Source organism: Bacillus jepli (assembly GCF_047238305.1).
GTDB lineage: Bacteria > Bacillota > Bacilli > Bacillales > Bacillaceae_L > Ferdinandcohnia.
In genome coordinates this window covers 4,144,524-4,162,307 of record NZ_JBDFMO010000001.1, presented here as the reverse complement: position 1 = coordinate 4,162,307, position 17,784 = coordinate 4,144,524, and the positions used below count along the sequence as shown (strand labels likewise).

The 17,784-nt window shown below is 36.8% G+C and carries 18 protein-coding genes; 14 read left to right on the top strand and 4 right to left on the bottom strand.

Features of this window, described 5'->3' with window-relative positions; translation table 11 throughout:
• Positions 1-12: 12 nt before the first annotated feature.
• Positions 13-1,860 (top strand): monovalent cation:proton antiporter family protein, encoded by a 1,848-nt coding sequence (locus tag ABC371_RS21215; protein WP_412898613.1) that lies wholly within the window; start codon positions 13-15, stop codon positions 1,858-1,860.
• Positions 1,861-1,902: 42 nt separating this feature from the next.
• Here ABC371_RS21215 and fabI read toward each other — a convergent pair whose 3' ends face one another.
• On the bottom strand, positions 1,903-2,682 hold the full coding sequence (gene fabI, locus ABC371_RS21210) for an enoyl-ACP reductase FabI (RefSeq protein WP_116351099.1): 780 nt from the start codon (positions 2,680-2,682) through the stop codon (positions 1,903-1,905).
• 201 nt (positions 2,683-2,883) lie between these two features.
• On the opposite strand from fabI, the gene bcbE reads away from it, so the two are divergent.
• The 11 genes from bcbE to ABC371_RS21155 all read left to right on the top strand — a co-directional run bounded on the left by bcbE (position 2,884) and on the right by ABC371_RS21155 (position 13,565).
• On the top strand, positions 2,884-4,116 hold the full coding sequence (bcbE, locus tag ABC371_RS21205; RefSeq protein WP_412898612.1) for a bacillibactin exporter BcbE: 1,233 nt from the start codon (positions 2,884-2,886) through the stop codon (positions 4,114-4,116).
• 158 nt (positions 4,117-4,274) lie between these two features.
• Positions 4,275-5,102, top strand: coding sequence for a UTP--glucose-1-phosphate uridylyltransferase (locus tag ABC371_RS21200; RefSeq protein ID WP_412898611.1), 828 nt, complete (start codon positions 4,275-4,277; stop codon positions 5,100-5,102).
• Between the two features lies 1 nt (position 5,103).
• Complete coding sequence (locus tag ABC371_RS21195; protein WP_412898610.1) at positions 5,104-6,381, top strand: UDP-glucose dehydrogenase family protein; 1,278 nt, start codon at positions 5,104-5,106, stop codon at positions 6,379-6,381.
• Positions 6,382-6,477: 96 nt separating this feature from the next.
• On the top strand, positions 6,478-6,825 hold the full coding sequence (locus tag ABC371_RS21190; RefSeq protein ID WP_412898609.1) for a DUF1360 domain-containing protein: 348 nt from the start codon (positions 6,478-6,480) through the stop codon (positions 6,823-6,825).
• Between the two features lie 103 nt (positions 6,826-6,928).
• The gene (locus ABC371_RS21185) at positions 6,929-7,165 is read left to right on the top strand and encodes a hypothetical protein (RefSeq protein ID WP_412898608.1); all 237 of its coding nucleotides are present in this window, start codon (positions 6,929-6,931) and stop codon (positions 7,163-7,165) included.
• A 216-nt stretch (positions 7,166-7,381) separates the two neighbouring features.
• Positions 7,382-7,612, top strand: a complete 231-nt coding sequence (locus ABC371_RS21180; protein WP_412898607.1) for a hypothetical protein — start codon at positions 7,382-7,384, stop codon at positions 7,610-7,612.
• A gap of 204 nt (positions 7,613-7,816) precedes the next feature.
• Positions 7,817-8,773, top strand: coding sequence for a protein kinase family protein (locus tag ABC371_RS21175; RefSeq protein WP_412898606.1), 957 nt, complete (start codon positions 7,817-7,819; stop codon positions 8,771-8,773).
• A 40-nt stretch (positions 8,774-8,813) separates the two neighbouring features.
• Positions 8,814-9,917 carry a glycosyltransferase family 4 protein gene (locus ABC371_RS21170; protein ID WP_412898605.1) on the top strand — a complete coding sequence of 368 codons (1,104 nt, stop codon included), beginning with the start codon at positions 8,814-8,816 and terminating at the stop codon, positions 9,915-9,917.
• Positions 9,898-10,674, top strand: a complete 777-nt coding sequence (locus ABC371_RS21165; protein WP_412899414.1) for a HipA family kinase — start codon at positions 9,898-9,900, stop codon at positions 10,672-10,674. The genes ABC371_RS21170 and ABC371_RS21165 overlap by 20 nt, the downstream gene beginning before the upstream one ends.
• A gap of 330 nt (positions 10,675-11,004) precedes the next feature.
• Positions 11,005-12,795 (top strand): IS1182 family transposase, encoded by a 1,791-nt coding sequence (locus ABC371_RS21160; RefSeq protein ID WP_412898604.1) that lies wholly within the window; start codon positions 11,005-11,007, stop codon positions 12,793-12,795.
• Positions 12,796-12,845: 50 nt separating this feature from the next.
• Positions 12,846-13,565: a hypothetical protein gene (locus tag ABC371_RS21155; protein WP_412898603.1), complete on the top strand. Its 720-nt coding sequence runs from the start codon at positions 12,846-12,848 to the stop codon at positions 13,563-13,565.
• Positions 13,566-13,692: 127 nt separating this feature from the next.
• Here the strand turns inward: ABC371_RS21155 and ABC371_RS21150 are convergent, their stop codons facing one another.
• On the bottom strand, positions 13,693-14,490 hold the full coding sequence (locus ABC371_RS21150; protein WP_412898602.1) for a hypothetical protein: 798 nt from the start codon (positions 14,488-14,490) through the stop codon (positions 13,693-13,695).
• A gap of 116 nt (positions 14,491-14,606) precedes the next feature.
• Positions 14,607-15,353 carry a BMQ_0737 family morphogenetic spore coat protein gene (locus ABC371_RS21145; protein WP_412898601.1) on the bottom strand — a complete coding sequence of 249 codons (747 nt, stop codon included), beginning with the start codon at positions 15,351-15,353 and terminating at the stop codon, positions 14,607-14,609.
• A gap of 166 nt (positions 15,354-15,519) precedes the next feature.
• Between ABC371_RS21145 and ABC371_RS21140 the strand changes: the two genes are divergently transcribed.
• Positions 15,520-15,840: a hypothetical protein gene (locus ABC371_RS21140; protein ID WP_412898600.1), complete on the top strand. Its 321-nt coding sequence runs from the start codon at positions 15,520-15,522 to the stop codon at positions 15,838-15,840.
• 285 nt (positions 15,841-16,125) lie between these two features.
• Here ABC371_RS21140 and ABC371_RS21135 read toward each other — a convergent pair whose 3' ends face one another.
• Positions 16,126-17,097, bottom strand: a complete 972-nt coding sequence (locus ABC371_RS21135; protein ID WP_412898599.1) for a BMQ_0737 family morphogenetic spore coat protein — start codon at positions 17,095-17,097, stop codon at positions 16,126-16,128.
• A gap of 227 nt (positions 17,098-17,324) precedes the next feature.
• Here ABC371_RS21135 and ABC371_RS21130 point away from each other — a divergent pair, with 227 nt between their 5' ends.
• The gene (locus tag ABC371_RS21130; protein ID WP_412898598.1) at positions 17,325-17,768 is read left to right on the top strand and encodes an S-Ena type endospore appendage; all 444 of its coding nucleotides are present in this window, start codon (positions 17,325-17,327) and stop codon (positions 17,766-17,768) included.
• Positions 17,769-17,784 lie beyond the last annotated feature (16 nt).

Below are 17,784 nucleotides of genomic sequence, written 5' to 3'. Positions count from 1 at the left end.
TGGGGGTAAAACATGGAACATGGTGCTTCATTAACATCATTAGTCATAGTGATGGTGGTGGCCTTCTTGACACCACTGTTATTACATAGATTTAAACTTCGGGTAATCCCTGTTGTTGTAGCGGAAATTATTATGGGTATTATTATTGGAAAAAGTGGGTTTGACGTGGTTGAACCTGATATGTGGCTCGAAACTTTATCAACATTAGGATTCATTTTTTTAATGTTTTTAAGTGGGGTTGAAATTGACTTTTCTGCATTTGCAGGAGGCAAAAAGAAACAAACCCTCCCAAATGGAAAAAAGGCTCCAAGTACTTTTATTGTTTCCATCATTGTATTTGCAGGAATCTTTATTTTATCTCTTCTATTATCTTATCTATTTGTTTGGACAGGATTTACAGATAATGCATTCTTAATGACATTAATTATATCAACGATTTCTTTAGGGGTTGTTGTACCAACTCTTAAGGATGCCCAAATTATGAAAACAAATATTGGTCAGATTATCCTGCTAATTGCAGTAGTGGCTGACCTTGTTACAATGATTTTACTTGCTGTTTTTGCCTCTATTTACGGAGGCGGAGAGAGCAATATGTGGCTCTTGTTAATCTTATTTGGAGCAGGGATCCTCCTCTATTTAGTTGGGAAGAGGTTTCAAAATCGATCCTTCCTTGAAACGATGTCGAAGGGAACCATTCAAATTGGAACAAGAGCAATTTTTGCACTCATCATGATTTTAGTTGCTCTTTCTGAAACGATTGGTGCTGAGAATATTTTAGGTGCGTTTTTAGCTGGTGTCTTAGTCTCATTATTGTCACCAAATCATGAAATGGTGCAACAGCTTGATTCATTTGGTTATGGATTCTTAATTCCGATCTTCTTCGTGATGATCGGGGTGGAACTCGACATATGGTCGCTTTTCCAGGATCCAAAAATACTAATGCTTATTCCATTATTATTTATCGCTTTAGTTATTTCAAAAATGGTTCCGATTCTTTATATCAAGCGCTGGTATGATTGGCGAACGACAATCGGGGCCGGTGCATTGTTAACATCAACATTATCTCTTGTCATCGCAGCAGCAACTGTAGGGGAGAAAATGGGGATCATTGATGATCGGATGTCTGGTGCATTAATTTTAGTTGCGATTATTGCAAGTATCGTTTCACCAATAGGGTTTAAAAAGCTGTTTCCAAAGCAAATGGATGAAGAACCAGTCATTCGCGTTGCCTTTATTGGTGCAAACCAGATGTCATTACCTGTGATAAGGGAGTTAAACTCAAAGCTATATGATACGACGATTTATCATACAACCCAGGATAAAATTGATAAAAAACATTCGGATTCTGTATTCGATATTGTGGGTCTTGAAGATTATTCAATTGAAACCCTTGAAAATTTAAATGTGTTTGATGTGGAAATTTTAGTTATTACAACTGGGTCTGATCAGCAGAATGCTGAAATTGCGAAATTCGCAAAGGATAATGGAGTTGATCGTGTCATTGCAAGAATCGAGTCTGGTTCACTAGGTGATGAACTCAAGGATCAAAATATCGAAGTATTCTCTTTACTAATGTCGACCAATACATTACTTCGTGCGTTAATTGAAGTACCGAGTATTATGACAATCCTTACGAATCAGGAACAATCCTTGTTTGAAATCGATATGAACAATAGGGTGTATGATGGAACCATGTTGCGAAACTTCCCGTTTACTGGAGATGTCATCTTTGTTCGGATTTTTAGAGGCAAAGATTCAATTGTTCCACATGGTGATACAGAACTTCTGCTTGGGGACCGATTAATTGTGACCGGCTCTAGGGAGTATGTGGATGAATTAAGATTTGATTTAGAATTCTAAATGAAGAAAGGGCGAGCCAACAATTGGTATCGCCCTTGTTTTTTATCCAACAATATTATAACCTGAATCGACATAAATTACTTCGCCAGTCACTCCGCGTGAAAGATTGCTTAGCATGGCAATGGACATGTTACCAACATCTTCTTTTGTTACATTTCGCTTAAGAGGCGCTTTTTCTTCAATCATTTTCATAATATCATTGAAGCCCGGAACTCCTTTAGCAGCTAATGTTCGAATTGGACCCGCTGAAATTGCATTGATTCTAACTCCATCTTTCCCTAGGTCAAATGTAAGGTATCTTACACAAGCTTCAAGTGAGGCTTTTGCAATTCCCATCACATTATAACCAGGAAGAGCACGTACAGCACCTAGATAAGACATGGTTAAGATCGAAGCATCTTCTGCTAAATATGGTCGAGCTGCTTTTGCTGCAGCAACTAATGAATATGCACTCGTATCTTGTGCAAACGCATATCCATCTCTTGATGTATCGATAAAATCACCTTTTAAGTCATCTGCATTGGCGAATGCAACAGAGTGTACTAATCCGTGGATTGTTCCTACTTTTTCACCAATTTCAGTAAAAGCTTGTGAGATGCTTTCATCGCTATTCACATCACATCTTACAATCATTTCTGCAGGGTAATTGTATTTCTCTAATAATTTTTCTAATTTTTCACGTGAACGATCTAGACGATACGTATAAATAACTTTCGCACCGGCTTTATAAAGGGATTCAGCAACACCCCAAGCAATACTTCTTTCATTGGCTACGCCCATAACGACAATATTTTTACCTTCTAATTGAATTAAATCTTCCATTGTTACCTCCATAAATGCATCAAAAATGTTTTCCTCTTATCTTATTATACCTGGTTTTAGTATCTGATACTATATTTTAGTTTATTATTTTCCCAAAACTAGCCATGATAAACCTTTCTATACATATTATCACCTTAATAGGTGAAGCTAAAATCTATATGTTTAACTTTTTGAAGTAGAATTCCGAAGGAGAAGAGTGATATGCAGAAAAAAGAAAAATGGGGCGTACTTTCACTTGCATCCATCCCATTAGTCATGACCTTGGGCAATTCTATGCTAATACCCGTTTTACCAATGATGGAAAAAGAACTAGATATTTCACCTTTTCAATCAAGCTTGATTATTACTATTTATTCGATTGTGGCAATTATTTTAATCCCTATTGCTGGATTTCTTTCCGATCGAATTGGAAGAAAGAAAGTGATTATCCCAAGCTTAATCATTGCTGGTGTAGGAGGTCTACTTGCAGGACTAGCTTCGTGGTTATTCGAAAGTCCGTATATCCTGATTCTAGTAGGTAGACTGTTGCAAGGTATTGGTGCTGCAGGTGCTTCGCCAATTGTTATCCCACTTGTAGGCGATATGTGTAAAAGTGAGAAGGATGTTAATACCGGTCTTGGATTAATTGAAACATCCAATACATTTGGAAAGGTACTAAGCCCAATTTTAGGTGCGTTACTTGCAGCCATGATTTGGTATATGCCTTTTTTAGCTTTTCCGATTTTTTGTTTAATTTCAATTCTATTGATTCAATTTATGGTTCACACACCAAAGGATAATGAAGTTGACACCACTGAATTTAAATTTTTTCTTAAAAAAATTAAGCGAACATTAAAAAATGAAGGGCGGTGGCTGATCTCCATTTTTATCGTCGGAGCGATTTGTTTTTATATTCTTTTTGGGATGCTTTTTTTCTTATCGTCAATTTTGGAGGACAAGTATGGAATTGATGGAATGGTAAAAGGTCTCATTCTTGCAATTCCGCTTGGAGCGCTGTGCCTTGCATCATTTATTACTGGAAAGAAGCTTGGTGATGATAAAAATGCGATTAAATGGATTATATTTTCTGGGATTTTTGCAGCTACAGTAGCCGTTTTTGGGATTTGTTACACGGAAAATCTGTATATTTTTATAGCTGCCCTTGTCATTTGTGGAATAGGTATCGGAATCGCTCTTCCAAGCCTAGATGCGCTTATCACGAATGGCACTGAAAAAGATGAAAGAGGTACGATTACTTCAATCTATAGTAGTGCCCGCTTTATTGGAGTTGCTGTTGGACCACCTGTTTTTGCTATTTTAATGAAGCTTTCACATGATATCTTGTTCTTTTCAGTCGCCGGTATTTCTGCTCTAGCGGCTGTTCTAGTCTTATTTTTTATTAAGCCGCCTAAGCGAGTCAGAACAGATTCATTATTTCAAAAAATGAAGAGATAGGGTAAACTTGGAACCTACGGAATTTTCTCCGTGGTTTTTTTATGTGTGAAAATCGTTTATACGTTTGCCTCATTTACTAGCCCTTTCTATAGGGGACAACTTCCTCTAAGACAACTCGTGAATAAATTGAATAATAACAGAAGGGGGGAGACAACTAAATGATTAAAAAGGCGATTATTCCTGCTGCAGGGTTTGGTACACGGGGATTACCAATGACGAAAGTACTTCCAAAAGAAATGCTCCCTATCGGAGGGCGTCCAGCGATTGATTATATTGTCGAGGAAGCTGTAAAAGCAGGTATTGAACAAATCCTCATGATTGTCTCACGTACTAAAAATTTAATTGTAGATTATTATGATCGATCTTTAGAATTAGAAGCATTTCTAGAACAGCAAAACAAACAACATCTCCTCAATACGTTGGAGCTTCCGAAGGTGAAAATATATTATACGAGACAGTTCTATCCAAAGGGGTTAGGGCATGCGGTCTCATTAGCAAAGGATTTTGTGGGGAATGACCCATTCGCCATTCTACTTCCGGATGAAATCTACCTTCCTACTAAACTAAATCCATTGGAGGAGTTAATAGAATCTTATCGTGAATATGATAGGAATGTTATAGCATTACAACAGGTAGATCCTACCCATTTGAAAAGCTATGGGGTTATTCAGGTAGAGAAACAGGAAAAAGACCGCTTGTATAAAATTTCTGATATTGTTGAAAAACCGAAAAGTAATCCACCTTCGAATCTTGCTGTAACAGGAAGATATATTTTGAAGCCAAACATTTTTGCATGCTTAGAACAAACCAAACCTGGTGTTGGTTCGGAAGTTCAACTAACCGATGCCATTAAGCTCATGCTTCAATCTGAGCCCGCATATGGACTTGAGGTTAGCAGTGAGCGTTTTGATATTGCAAAAGAAGCTGAATATATAAGGCTTGTTCAAAAAATATACACATTACAACAAGGGGAAGAGGAGAAGTAAAGTGAATATTTTAGTCATTGGAACAGGATATGTCGGAACAACAACAGGCCTAGTATTATGTGAAAAAGGCCACAAGGTTACGGGCCTAGATATTGATGAAAAAAAAGTAGAGGCATTATCATCGGGAAGGCTTCATTTTTATGAAAAGGGGTTACCCGAATTATTAAGGAAGCATCTGACTCAAAAAAATATAACGTTTACAACCGATGCAAAAACCGCTATCGGGAAAAATGACCTTATTTTTATTTGTGTAGGAACACCTAAGAAAAAGGACGGCAGTGCTGACCTGAGTGCTGTATATTCAGTAGCGAAGATGATTGGAACCCATATGAATAACTACAAGGTAGTAATTAATAAAAGCACTGTTCCAGTTGGAACAGCAAGCAAAGTAAAAGCAGTTATTGAAGCCGCAAATGGGAAGATCCCGTTTGATGTGGTTTCAAATCCAGAATTTTTAAGAGAGGGCTCTGCCGTTTATGATGCCCTTCATCCTGATCGAATGGTAATTGGCAGTTCAAGTAAAAGGGCGCTAGAGATAATGAGACAATTATATGTTGGTGAAACCTCTCCCGTTATCGAAACTACTCCAAATGCTGCTGAACTTATAAAATATGCTTCAAATTCCTTTCTCGCTTTGAAAATCTCCTTTATCAATCAACTGGCAAGACTTTGCGATAACATGCAGGTGGATATTGATGAAATTTCGAAAGGAATCGGTCTCGATCATCGAATTGGCCCCCATTTCCTCAAAGCAGGGATTGGGTATGGTGGCTCGTGCTTTCCGAAAGATGTCAGTGCGTTGATTACAATTGCAAAGGAAGTAGACATGAATTTATCACTTCTGGAAGAAGTGGAGGCGATAAACAAATCGCAATCCTTTTACTTTTTAAAGAAGGTTGAGAAGGCAATAGGTGATTTGAAAGATAAGAGCATTGCGATATTAGGTTTGGCTTTTAAACCAGGGACAGATGATACAAGGGAGTCTCCAAGTTTGGTTGTAATTGACGAACTAGTAGGTAAAGGCTGTTCCGTTAACGTGCATGATCCAATAGTTACACTTTCTAATCCCAATGTAACGCAGTATAAAGATGTGTTTGAGGCGGTAGATGGAGTGGACAGCGTGTTATTACTTACAGAATGGGAAGAGTATTTGAAACTAGACTGGCAGAAGATGAAAAACGCTGTCAAGCAACCATACATCTTTGATGGAAGAAATGCTTTAAATAAACAGGTACTTGAAAAAATGGGCTTTTATTATGAAGGAATTGGAAAGCCATAACCTAATATTCAAATGGTCATCATGTAATTGTTGTGATGACCATATTTTATTAAAAAGGATATTCTAACGCGTTTCCGCTTGAAAGGAGGAGAAGTCTTGACTGTTTTTGAGTTTATTCTACTTGGCTTAGCAAGTTTTCGACTTACAAGGCTATTGGTGTTTGATAAAATTACTGAATTTATTCGTAGACCCTTTCATAATGTGATTGAGGAAGAACTCCCAGATGGGACTGTGGAAGAATATATTCAACTTAAAGGTACCGGGATAAGAAGATGGATTGGTGAGTTATTAAGTTGCTACTGGTGCACTGGTATCTGGTCAACCGGCTTACTTTATCTTCTTTATGAATTTTATTTGCCCCTTTCAGAACCGCTTATTGTGATTTTTGCAATTGCGGGCTTTGCTGCCATCATCGAAACTTGTGTTACAAGACTATTAAATTAGTTTACTAGGTAAATACACATTTTCCTATTTATACACTCCTGTCCATACAGATTATAGACATATTCCATATAGTGGGAATTAGAAACAGTAAAGAGGTGAGAATATGGGGAAAAGTGGTTCATCTAAAGATAGACAGAACCAAGATGGTTTTACTCAGGAAGGTTCAAATCAAGAAAGCTCAAATCCAGAGAACATATTGCATGTGAATGCTCCAGGTGGGGTTTCTATTCAAGTTTTGGGTATGGATATAAGTATGAGTAACCTGAATATTACAATAGGACCTGACGCAAACATAAGTGAGATTCATAACATCTTGGATCAAATAAGAAGACGAGGTTAATTTAGAATGCCCAAAATAATTGACAAAACGAAGATATCAATTAAGATACCTTCGTTTTTTTTGAGTTCAAATAGTGCTAATCATGCTTCAATCCCCATCAGCATCCTGGTGTATGGAACAATCATAAATGCCCTTTTTTAAGCAAGAAAGGACAAACACACTTCCAAATCTGCTAAAAAGGTATACGTTATAGTACTGAGTTGGGAGGTGAGAACTATGGGGAAGAAGGACAAAGAAAAGTCAAAAAAATACGATGAACTCCGTGCTATTGTTAGAGAGGAAATGGAGAATGTGCTCAGAAATGTCTCCAGCAATATTCAATTTAGTTTTAATACACAAACAGAAGAAGAAACTAAAGAGCCAACTGAAGAATCCACAGAGAAAAATACAGTAGAAGAAAAATCAGCCGGAGATAATGATGCCCCTGTAAAGGAGGAAAAATCGTAATTTAATTATGACAAGGACTGCTTGCGATTCAAAGCAAGGCAGTCTTTGATTAAATTTATTGAAATAAATTCGGTTTTTCTAAGTAATTTGTCCTACACAAGCTAATTTCCCAAGAATACTATACATTGATAGACTTTTACAAACAAAATTAGTAAATACACATTCTATTTAAATACAACGTAAAACGTTGCGAGGTGAAATAAATTGAATCAAATAGTTGACTGTAAGGAAATTGAGAATTATGTAAAAAATATCACTGTTCAAGCACATGAGGATGCTGAAGTAACAGTCCTAAATAATAATACATCACTTAATATGATCGGAAAGGGTGTTCATGGAGCAGTCTTTCAAGTAAACGATGATGTCTGTGTGAAGATATACGGGGAGGAAGATGTTTGTGCACGTGAGCTCTATGCTTTATCGCTCGGTCAACATACAAGTCTTTTCCCAAAGGTATTCTGTAGCGGTCCTAATTATATTGCCATGGAAATGGTTTACGGAATTGACTTACGTGAGTATTTGCAATCTCAACCTTTAACAAAAAACTTATCTGAAAAGCTAATTCATTTATTAACTACCTATAAGCAAATTGGACTTGAAAGAATTGACCACCATAAACGCCATATTTTTGTGCAGGATGATGGAAATCTAAAGGTTCTTGATGTAGGTACAACCGTATGGAGAAATCGTGTTTACCCATACCCGAGAAAACTATTAAATAGCCTAGGAGATCAATATCAAGGGTTGTTTTTAGAGCATGTAAAAGAAATGGCGCCTCAGCTTCACGAGGAATGGCAGAAATATATAGAGATGGAAAAGTATGCGACAGCCTTACATGAAAAATATTTTTCACAAGAAGATTTCAAACTAAAGAAGCTAAAAAAAGAGGAAAAAGTACTCTTAACAGGAAACGATGAATGGAATTCTAAAATCGAAGACCTTGTAAGGAAAGTTCACAAAGAACAATGGATTAAAGCTCTAACAGCAAAAGGGATGGACATCGAATATGTGAAGGCAAATGCAAAAGAGCTTGAACGGGAATATATTTATGGAAAGAGTAAGAAGGATAAGAAAAACAAGAAGAACGAATCTTTACAACCTTCAACTGAAAATAATAAAGCAAGAGTATACACTTCTTCTAAAAAGAAACGGAAAAAGTAATTTAGTAATATATTAATGTATTACAGAAAGGAGGCTAAACTTGAAGGTTTTAGTGATATGGCGCTTATTAACTGTTGGGGGTGTGAATGCAGGCTGGAGAAATCGAGCCGTTTATTTTAAAAAATATGGAATTGAAACAGACTTTATGTATGTGAAAGACCTTGGCGGCATGCACATCATGGACGATGTCGCCAAGGTCTACCTTACAAATGACAAGAAAGAAATTGTCGATATCATTCAAAAAAACAAGTATGACGTGATCATTATTTGTGATACGAAAAAGGGCTATAAGTGGATTCGAAAAGCGAACTACAAGGGGCCTCTTATATTGGAGGCTCGTACCCCTGAAATTCTTAAGCTAACTCGTCATCTTCCTGATTTTGACGAGGTCACACCTGATCGTATTATCGTTCCCTCACATCATCAAAAGCGTCTAGCATCCATTCTAATCGATTCCAATGCACCCTATGAAGTAATTTATAACGGCATTGATACAGAATTTTTCAAACCGCTCCAACCCGAAGAAACACATTTAAACAAAGAACCTATCATTCCAAATGGGAAAAAGGTAGTTGCCTACATTGGTAGATTAGATGGGCGAAAAAACTGGAAGCTTCTAATGGAAATTGCTCATCGAATTAAAAGTGAACGGAATGACATTGAAATTTGGATCGTCGGTGGAGCAAATAGTGTACAAAAAAGTGAATTTGAATTCTATTGGAATGAGCATGACTTAACAGATATTGTAAAATGGTATCCGGTAGTTACTTATCAAGAAATGCCACATATGTATTCAAAGGTTCGACAATCAGGCGGATGCACCATAGCCACAACGAAGGGCGAGTCGTTTGGAAACACCTTTATTGAATCAATGGCTTGCGGGGTACCTGTTGTTGCTCCAGGAATCTCATCTATTCCAGAGATTGTCGAGGATGGAAAGACAGGCTTGTTATATATCGAAGAAAATGCACAAGACGCAGCGAAAAAAATCTATCAAATCATAGATGCACCAGAGTATTATCAATCACTATCCGCTAACGCGAGAGAACGCGTAGAATCATATTTCTCTTTAGAAAAATGTGCCGAAAGCTATGTTAGACTACTTCAAGAGTTGACTGGGGGTGATGAGCATCCAACCAACTAAGTATCATCAATTATTTGAAGGGAAATCCAATAATGCACATCTCTTTTCATTTGATAATGGCAAACAGTATATTGTTAAATTTTTGAAGGAAGGCCAAGAGAAGGTATTGTTTAATGAATGGGTAGGCTATTCAATTGCACGGTATCTACAGCTTCCAGTTCCACCAAGCCGCTTCGTACAAATCCCGCAAAACTACTTTAGTGAGCTGAGCGATGGGGAGCTTGTAAAAGTGACAAATACACAGTTTGCAGTTGAGTATATACCAAACTGTCAAAACGCTCATCAATTAACTTCTCCGAATGTCATCAACCGCAAACATCTTGCAGGAATTATCATTTTGGATTACTGGTTGTATAATCTTGATCGGACGAGAAAAAACGTCCTTTTTAAAGAAGTGAGTGAAGGAAATCACGAACTTTATATTATCGATCACGCTGATCTATTTGGCTCATATGCCTGGGATAGTACAAATCTATCAACCTATTGTAGAAAACTAATGAAAAGTGCGACTCATGAGCTAATTGCAGGCTTCATTGAAGATGAAAAGGATTTCTACGACCAATTAGCCATCATTCAATCGATTCCCATCCATCTATTATACGAAATTGTTGACTATACACCAGAAGACTGGGCCATTACAGAAGAGGAGAAAAAGCAGGTTGTCGATTATTTAATATGTCGCCGTGATATCGTTCTCCACAAATTGATCCGTGACTTTATCAAATCACGCTACCGACCACTGCAATCAAATGCGTAAAAAGGGGCTGTCCGAAAAGTCATTGAAAAATGACATTTGAGGATAGCCCCTCATTTTTTGTTTTTGGTTATATTTATTTATAAATGGTTGTTGATTTCCGCTGCAGGTACTCGCTTTCCGCGGGCGGTCCGGGAGCCTCCTCGTCGCAAGCTCCTGCGGGGTCTCCCCTGGCCACGCTTTTCCCGCAGGAGTCTCGTACCTTCCGCTACAATCAACAAGTTTACAAAAATCAGGAGTATTAACACCAATTTTTTAAAAAACTACACAAAAAAATCATCCTTTTTAGTAAAATGAAGTTACCACACAACATTCCAGAAAGGATGATTTTTTATGAGCAATCAATTGATTACTAATGAAAATTATAACACGCAAACTTCCCTTTTTCCAGAGTTCGAAGAGGTGAAACTAGAAATTCAAAATGAGGAAAACCAAGAAAGTGAAAAACAAAAAGAACCTAATCCAAGGCGATTAGCTCCTACTTTCAAACCCTACGATAATCGACAAGTTCAAATGATTTATGATATCGAATCCCTTATTCCACAACATCACGAGGCCCGTGTAGTAGACGAAATGGTTGAAGCTATTCCTGATGAGAAACTGTTTTCTTACTATGTAGGTGGTGGCAGAAGTTCGTATCATCCTAAAATGATGCTTAAAATCATCCTTTATGGTTACTCCCAAAAGGTTTATTCCTGCCGTGGAATCGAAAAATTAGCAAATGAAAGTATCCCCGCCATGTGGTTGTCAGCGATGCAACTACCAGATTTCCGTACAATAAATGAGTTTCGTGGCGGACGCATGAAAGATTTTATGGATGAACTATTCGAAGCTATGATTCACAAGTTGATTGAAGAGAACTACATAACATTCGAAAATTACTTTTTGGATGGCACTAAGATTGAGGCCAACGCCAACAAGTATAGTTTTGTATGGAAACAAGCGACTTCAAATTTCGAAGAGAAATTAAAAGAAAAAATTAAGGACACCCTTCAGCATATCCATGAATTAACGCAGTCGGAAGCACAATCAGAACAAAAAATCACTGAACAAGAATTAGTAGAAGTTGCCGAAGAACTTGAGGAAAAAGTAGAGGCATTAACAGAGGTAATTGATAGCGAAACTGATAAAGACGTTCGAAAAGAAAAAAGGCAAGAACGTAGTCAATTAAAGAAATCAATCAAGCAAATCCGAGAGGATTTTATACCTAGAATGACTAAGTACAAAGAACAAAATGAAGTGTTTGGTGATCGGAATAGCTATTCGAAAACGGACAAAGATGCCACCTTCATGCGGATGAAAGAAGATCATATGAAAAATGGTCAACTTAAGCCGGGATATAACGTACAAATAGGAACTGAAAAACAGTTTATTCTTCACTATTCAATCCATCAACGCCCAACGGACACTCGCTGTTTTATTCCACACATGGAGAAACTAGCTAATTCTTCTCTACCAATGCCTAAAGTAGTGAGTGCAGATGCAGGATATGGTAGTGAAGAGAATTATGTATACGCTGTTGGAGATGAGAAAGAGCAACGATTTGAGTTTCTTATTCCTTACGGAAGTTATATACAGGAACAAACCCGCAAATATAAAAAGGACATCAAAAACGCGAAGAATTGGACTTATGTGGAAGAGGATGACTGTTTTATTTGCCCGAATGGAATGAAAGTTACGTTTAAAAAATACATGAACAAAAAGAATAAGTCTGGCTACGAGCAAAGTTTCAAAATATATGAATGTGAAGATTGTACAGATTGCCCACTTAAGGCACAATGTACAAAAGCAAAAGGTAATCGTCAGATTCATTGGAACACAATCTTTGAAGAAATGAAAGCTAAAGCTAAATCAGCCCTTGAATGTGAAGAAAAGGCCGCTATCTACGCTCAACGTAAAGTTGAAGTAGAAAGTGTGTTCGGTCACATCAAGGGCAATAGGTCGTTCCGCAGATTTTCTCTGCGGGGGCTCGACAAAGTATATGTTGAGTTTGGAATTGTGGCATTAGCCCACAATATATTGAAAGTAGCAGGCTTACGCCAGCTACTTTCAGAGAAAAATCGAAAATCTCAAAAAGGCAAGGGAGAAAAACGACTCGTTTTTCTCCCTTGCCTAATTTTTTAGGACTTATGGGACAGCCCCTTTTAATCTATAGATGAGGGGAGTGATCTTATTTGAAACTCAATATTGGCAATTCAAATCATTGTATTTATGTCGATGAACAAACGAATAAAGGGAGGCAGTTGGTAGCAAGCAATGGCATTCTACACCAGAAGATAACTAATGTCTGGAAGGTTGCAGCAATGCAATTTGCACCTGATTTAATAATAGATATTGGGTCTGGATTTGGAGATGTTCTTTTTTCAACAGAATATCATAAAGAAGCTCGAATAATAGGATGTGAAGCAAACAAAGAGCTGGAACCCTTTCTGAAGAAATCAAGAAAAGAACACCCAAATGCAGAACAGATTAAGCTAGAACACTCGCTTGAGCAACTGCTTGACACTGAGAAAAAGTATCGTAAGTTATTATTTAAAATGAATCTTCATGGAACGGGTGCAAAAGCTCTAAAAGTAATCGAGAATCTTACAAAAGACTGTGAGGAAGTTATAGGAATCCTCGATTTTAACAACATCTATCTTGAAGCTTTTGAAATAAGGGTTGAAGATTTCCTAAGCTATTTGAAGACTCATTTTGATGTATATATTCTTAAATCCACTAGAAAATTAATCAAATTACAGCCGCTTACCCTTCCTAATTTTAAAAAAACCCTTAAAAAGCCCTACATCATAACAGATTTATTGCTCGTTTCAGATGCATGTCTAGTAACTCTATTAGGTTACACAGAATCTATCAACTATTTAGATAGAGGAAAATACTATCTAAAAGATTAAAATGGATCTCATTGGGATATGAAGGACTTTTCGTGGCAATGAAAAGAGTAAAAAGGTTTTCATAAAGGGGATGAAGACCAATTCGGCCTTAATTATGGTGCAAACGATCCTTCATCCCCAAACCACTCTAATAGTTTACAATAATTTTATTCAGTGAAAAGATACCCTTTGGCAACTCCTTACTATAGACAAACCCATCGACTACTACTGAATGATTTTCTTCATTTTTTAGTAGATTAATATCAAACTGAGGAAAGACGATTGTGTCATTTGGTTGGAGCGGGTTTGGATCTACATATTTAATCCAGTATTCTCCGTTCTCCTTGATTTTTTCTTTCCAGTTTTCATGTAAAAAGACCCAATCAATATCGGATTCAATAAAGCTTTGTGATTTTTTATTTGCGATTTTTCCACTTAAAGTACCTGCATTTGTAGGAGAAAGTTTGATACAAACGATTAGGTCATGTAAGGCTTTTGTTCCTGTATTTTTAATCATGAAATCTCCAATAATGGTAATATCATCATCCTCTGTAGTAGGTAAGAGGGTTGAATAAGCGAAATAGGCTTGAATGCTCGCAAAAGCTTCAACAGGCTTTTCTTTTGGAGGCTCAGCTAGATGTTTAGACGAAACGACTTTTTGTTGAAGTTGTTTTGATCGTTTTTTTTCTTCCTCAAGCTCGACTTCAAGCTGTGTTAGCCTTTCCTTTAATTCATAGATTTCCTTCTGATATGTCTCCATTTGTTGGTCCTCAATTGAATACAATTTTTCCTGCAAAAATTGATTTCGTACTTTTTCTTTTTCAATGGTTGCTTGAAGGGATTTCAGTTTGTGCTCGTAGGATATGATTTCGGCTTGATAATGAATAATCCGTTGCTTTAATTGGATACTGTCTTCCTGACGTCCTTGCTGCTGTCTTGGTTTCATATGGTATCCCTCCTCTCCTTTTCAAGTTATGTAAGAAACGTTGAATTTGTGTTTTATGACCATCAAAAATAAACTAGACTGTTGATGATTCAACAGTCTAGTTTAACCGGTGCTTCTTAGTGATGAGCAGGAAAAACTTCTGGACATTGTGGTGGGAATTTTTCTGTTGGACATATTACGACTTCTTCCAGAATTTCTTCACGTGGCTGACAATGTCTAGCTTCAATTTGTAGCTTTACATCAGCTTCTGTTTGAACCTCTAGGCAGAGTGTAAGATTGATATCTAGTTGTTGGATACCTGGTTCACAAATTAATGTTGCATCGCATTCAGCTAATGAAACATGTACGTTTAGGTCTGTTCCTTCCGGTGCACATAATAAGAATGTTTGCGTCGTTGCGAATGGAATTGGAGTTTTTGTCATACAGACAACATGATCCATTTCATCTAGAATCTCAACTGTTATAAAGCCTCTAATTAGAACTTTTACTCTTTGCAGAGTCACTCGCTCACCGTTAGGTAAGGTTACAGTAACCGGTTGGCGTTGCCCGATTTCTTGAACAGTAACCTGATTATTATTTTGGAAACCAGTTTCAATTGGATTGCCCATTGAATCACTTAAGAAGCAATTAACTGATACATTGTTAAATTGGTGTAGAAAATTACAAAGTTCCTCTAGTGTGCGCTCTGTTTGACCATTGCATTTGAATTTTACAGGAAGATTGTTTGTGAATGTTAGATTTACGTCAATTTGGCGAGTGATCCAGTCATATATCTTCCTTGTCAGTATACAAACTTTTTCTTGGTCTCTATGATCGTTATGATGATTATGATCGTTATGATGATTATGATGGTTTGAACTCACTTGAGTGTTCCTCCTTTTTGTTGTAATAACCCTTTGGGTATTGGGGCTACTGTATAGTATGTTTCAGGTAGTCAAGTGTGCTGTGACATTAGCGGAATTTTGCTCATATGATATGGAGAATCAATCCTTTATATAGAGTCAAAAGGAAATTTAGGAGGGGTAAACAATGAATCGAAATTCTAGTAATCCAGTGATTTTGCAACAGAAAATCATCCATTTACAGTCTGAACTATCCAAATATAAATCCATTCAAAAAGAGAAATTACTATTCGAAAATCAAACATTAAGAGAACAAATTAACCAACTACGTTCTGAAAATGAGATGCTAAAACAAAAGTTTGTTTCATCTAATATGCATGAAGCAAAACAGAAAAGATCCGCTGAACCAATTAAAAAAAACGAGAAATCACGTCCAGAAAACAAATCAGTAGGCATGGAAAATGGGTGGTTCTTTCACAATCTCATACATGAGAAGAAGAAAAAATAAGCAGAACGTGGAAAACAATATTCGTTAAACGGACATATACTAACACTATACCAATATATGGAGGAATAAAAATGGATAACAATACTAAGAACAATCCTTCAGACAGCGTTAAGGTTTTTTCTTCCTCTAGTAAAAACAAACCTATTAAGAAAAAGTCTGGTGGCTGTGGGTGTAAGAAAGTACGTAAATAGGAATAGAACCTCTCATCAGTATGAGTGTATGGTGAGGGGTTTAGTTTTTTATATGTTAAGTAGAAACAAAAAAAGGAGTTTCTAAACTCCTTTTTTAAATAGGAACCAATGGACAATCCCCTGGTACTTCAGGAGGTGGACAAATGGTTTTTTCCGTTATTTCTTCTCTCGGGTTACATAAAGCTCCAAATAACTCTACCTTTACTTCTCCAATAACCTGGATACTTTGACAAATTTGGATTAAGATTTGGATTTTCAAGCAATTTGTATACTTTTTTGGATGTGGTAGTATCTTTACCTTACAATCAAAATCAGTGATTTCACATTTAAGCATTGTTCCTTCTGGAGCACAAAGATGCAATGTTTCAAATTCTAAAAACGGGAAGGTACATACCATGCAAACTTTATTTTGGGAATCAAGGAATTTTACTGTAATAAATCCAGATTTCAAAACGGTGATTTTTTGCAAGGTAACCTTTTTACCGTTTGGAAGGGTGATTTCTACGTTTTCTCTAGGGTAATCTTCAGTTTGTTCTTCACATGTAATTGAATTAGGATCAAATGGATTCAGTGGATTTCCTTTTTCATCAGATAGAAAGCAAATGGCATTCATTATATCCACTTCACAAGGTTCTTCCTCGTGTGTATAGTGAATGTTTAACTCAAATACTCCACAGCAACAGCTATCGGAATGCTTTCCATTACAATGGACCTCGATGCGTTTAACCTTTCCAATTGTTCCACAAAAGGATTGCCCTTCACAAATTGAATTTATTTTTTCTCCATTAATAAAAATGTCTAATTTACAACCACAAGAGGAGGTTAACTTAATCTTTACTGTTGCGGTTACATGATCAATCCCGTACCCTTGCCAAAGTAGCGTTTTAGAGGAGGAATTGCATTTAATTTTAAAATCACAGCAAATACAATCTTTGAAGTGATCTTTTTTATGAGGAAATGAAATGACTTCTTTTTCCTTGATTTGAACAATTCGATTCACCCAATCGAACACTTTTTTTGTTCGGATACAATGTTTTTTGTCATTTTGTAGTTCTACTAGTTGCAAGTATTACTACCTCCTTTCGTTCAGACTGGTCTTTTTATTATATGGCTATGGACCATTAATTGTACTAGGCAAAAGCTTCAACCGGATTTTAAATTAACAAGGTTATTAACATGTTCCTCAATTGAACAAATTCATTTTTTATTCGCAAATATAGTAAATAAGCCGTTTCAAATCTTGCAAAGTAGAAATACAAATATATGGATTAAATTATGCAGGAGGTGCGAATAGTGGGAAAATGTCATGATTTTTGTGATTGCAATGATTGCTGTGGAAAACATAAGGAGTTCAAAAAGGAATCCTGTGATTTTGTCAAAGACAAAATTTGCTGTGAATGGTGTGTTCCACCGGGTCAAACGCGAGATGTTTATGTTGCAGCAGGTCTAAATGTATTTGCCTCAGGGTTTGTTTCAGTAAACTGTGACGGGGAAAGCGGTGTACAAGTTAGTTTTTTGAAAGACAGTACCGGAGTTGCAGGACCATTTACAGTGTCTGCAGGAAGCTGTATGACATTTACAGCAGCAAACTTTAATAGAATCCAAGTTTTTTGTCCAAATGTAGCAGGTAGTGTTCCTAACGGAGACCACGATTTCTGCTCAGGAAAAATCTGTGTTACTCCACGCTATCAGGTAAAATGCGACCATCATGAACAAGAGGATTGCGGTTGTCACTAGTTTTAAATTTACGGGT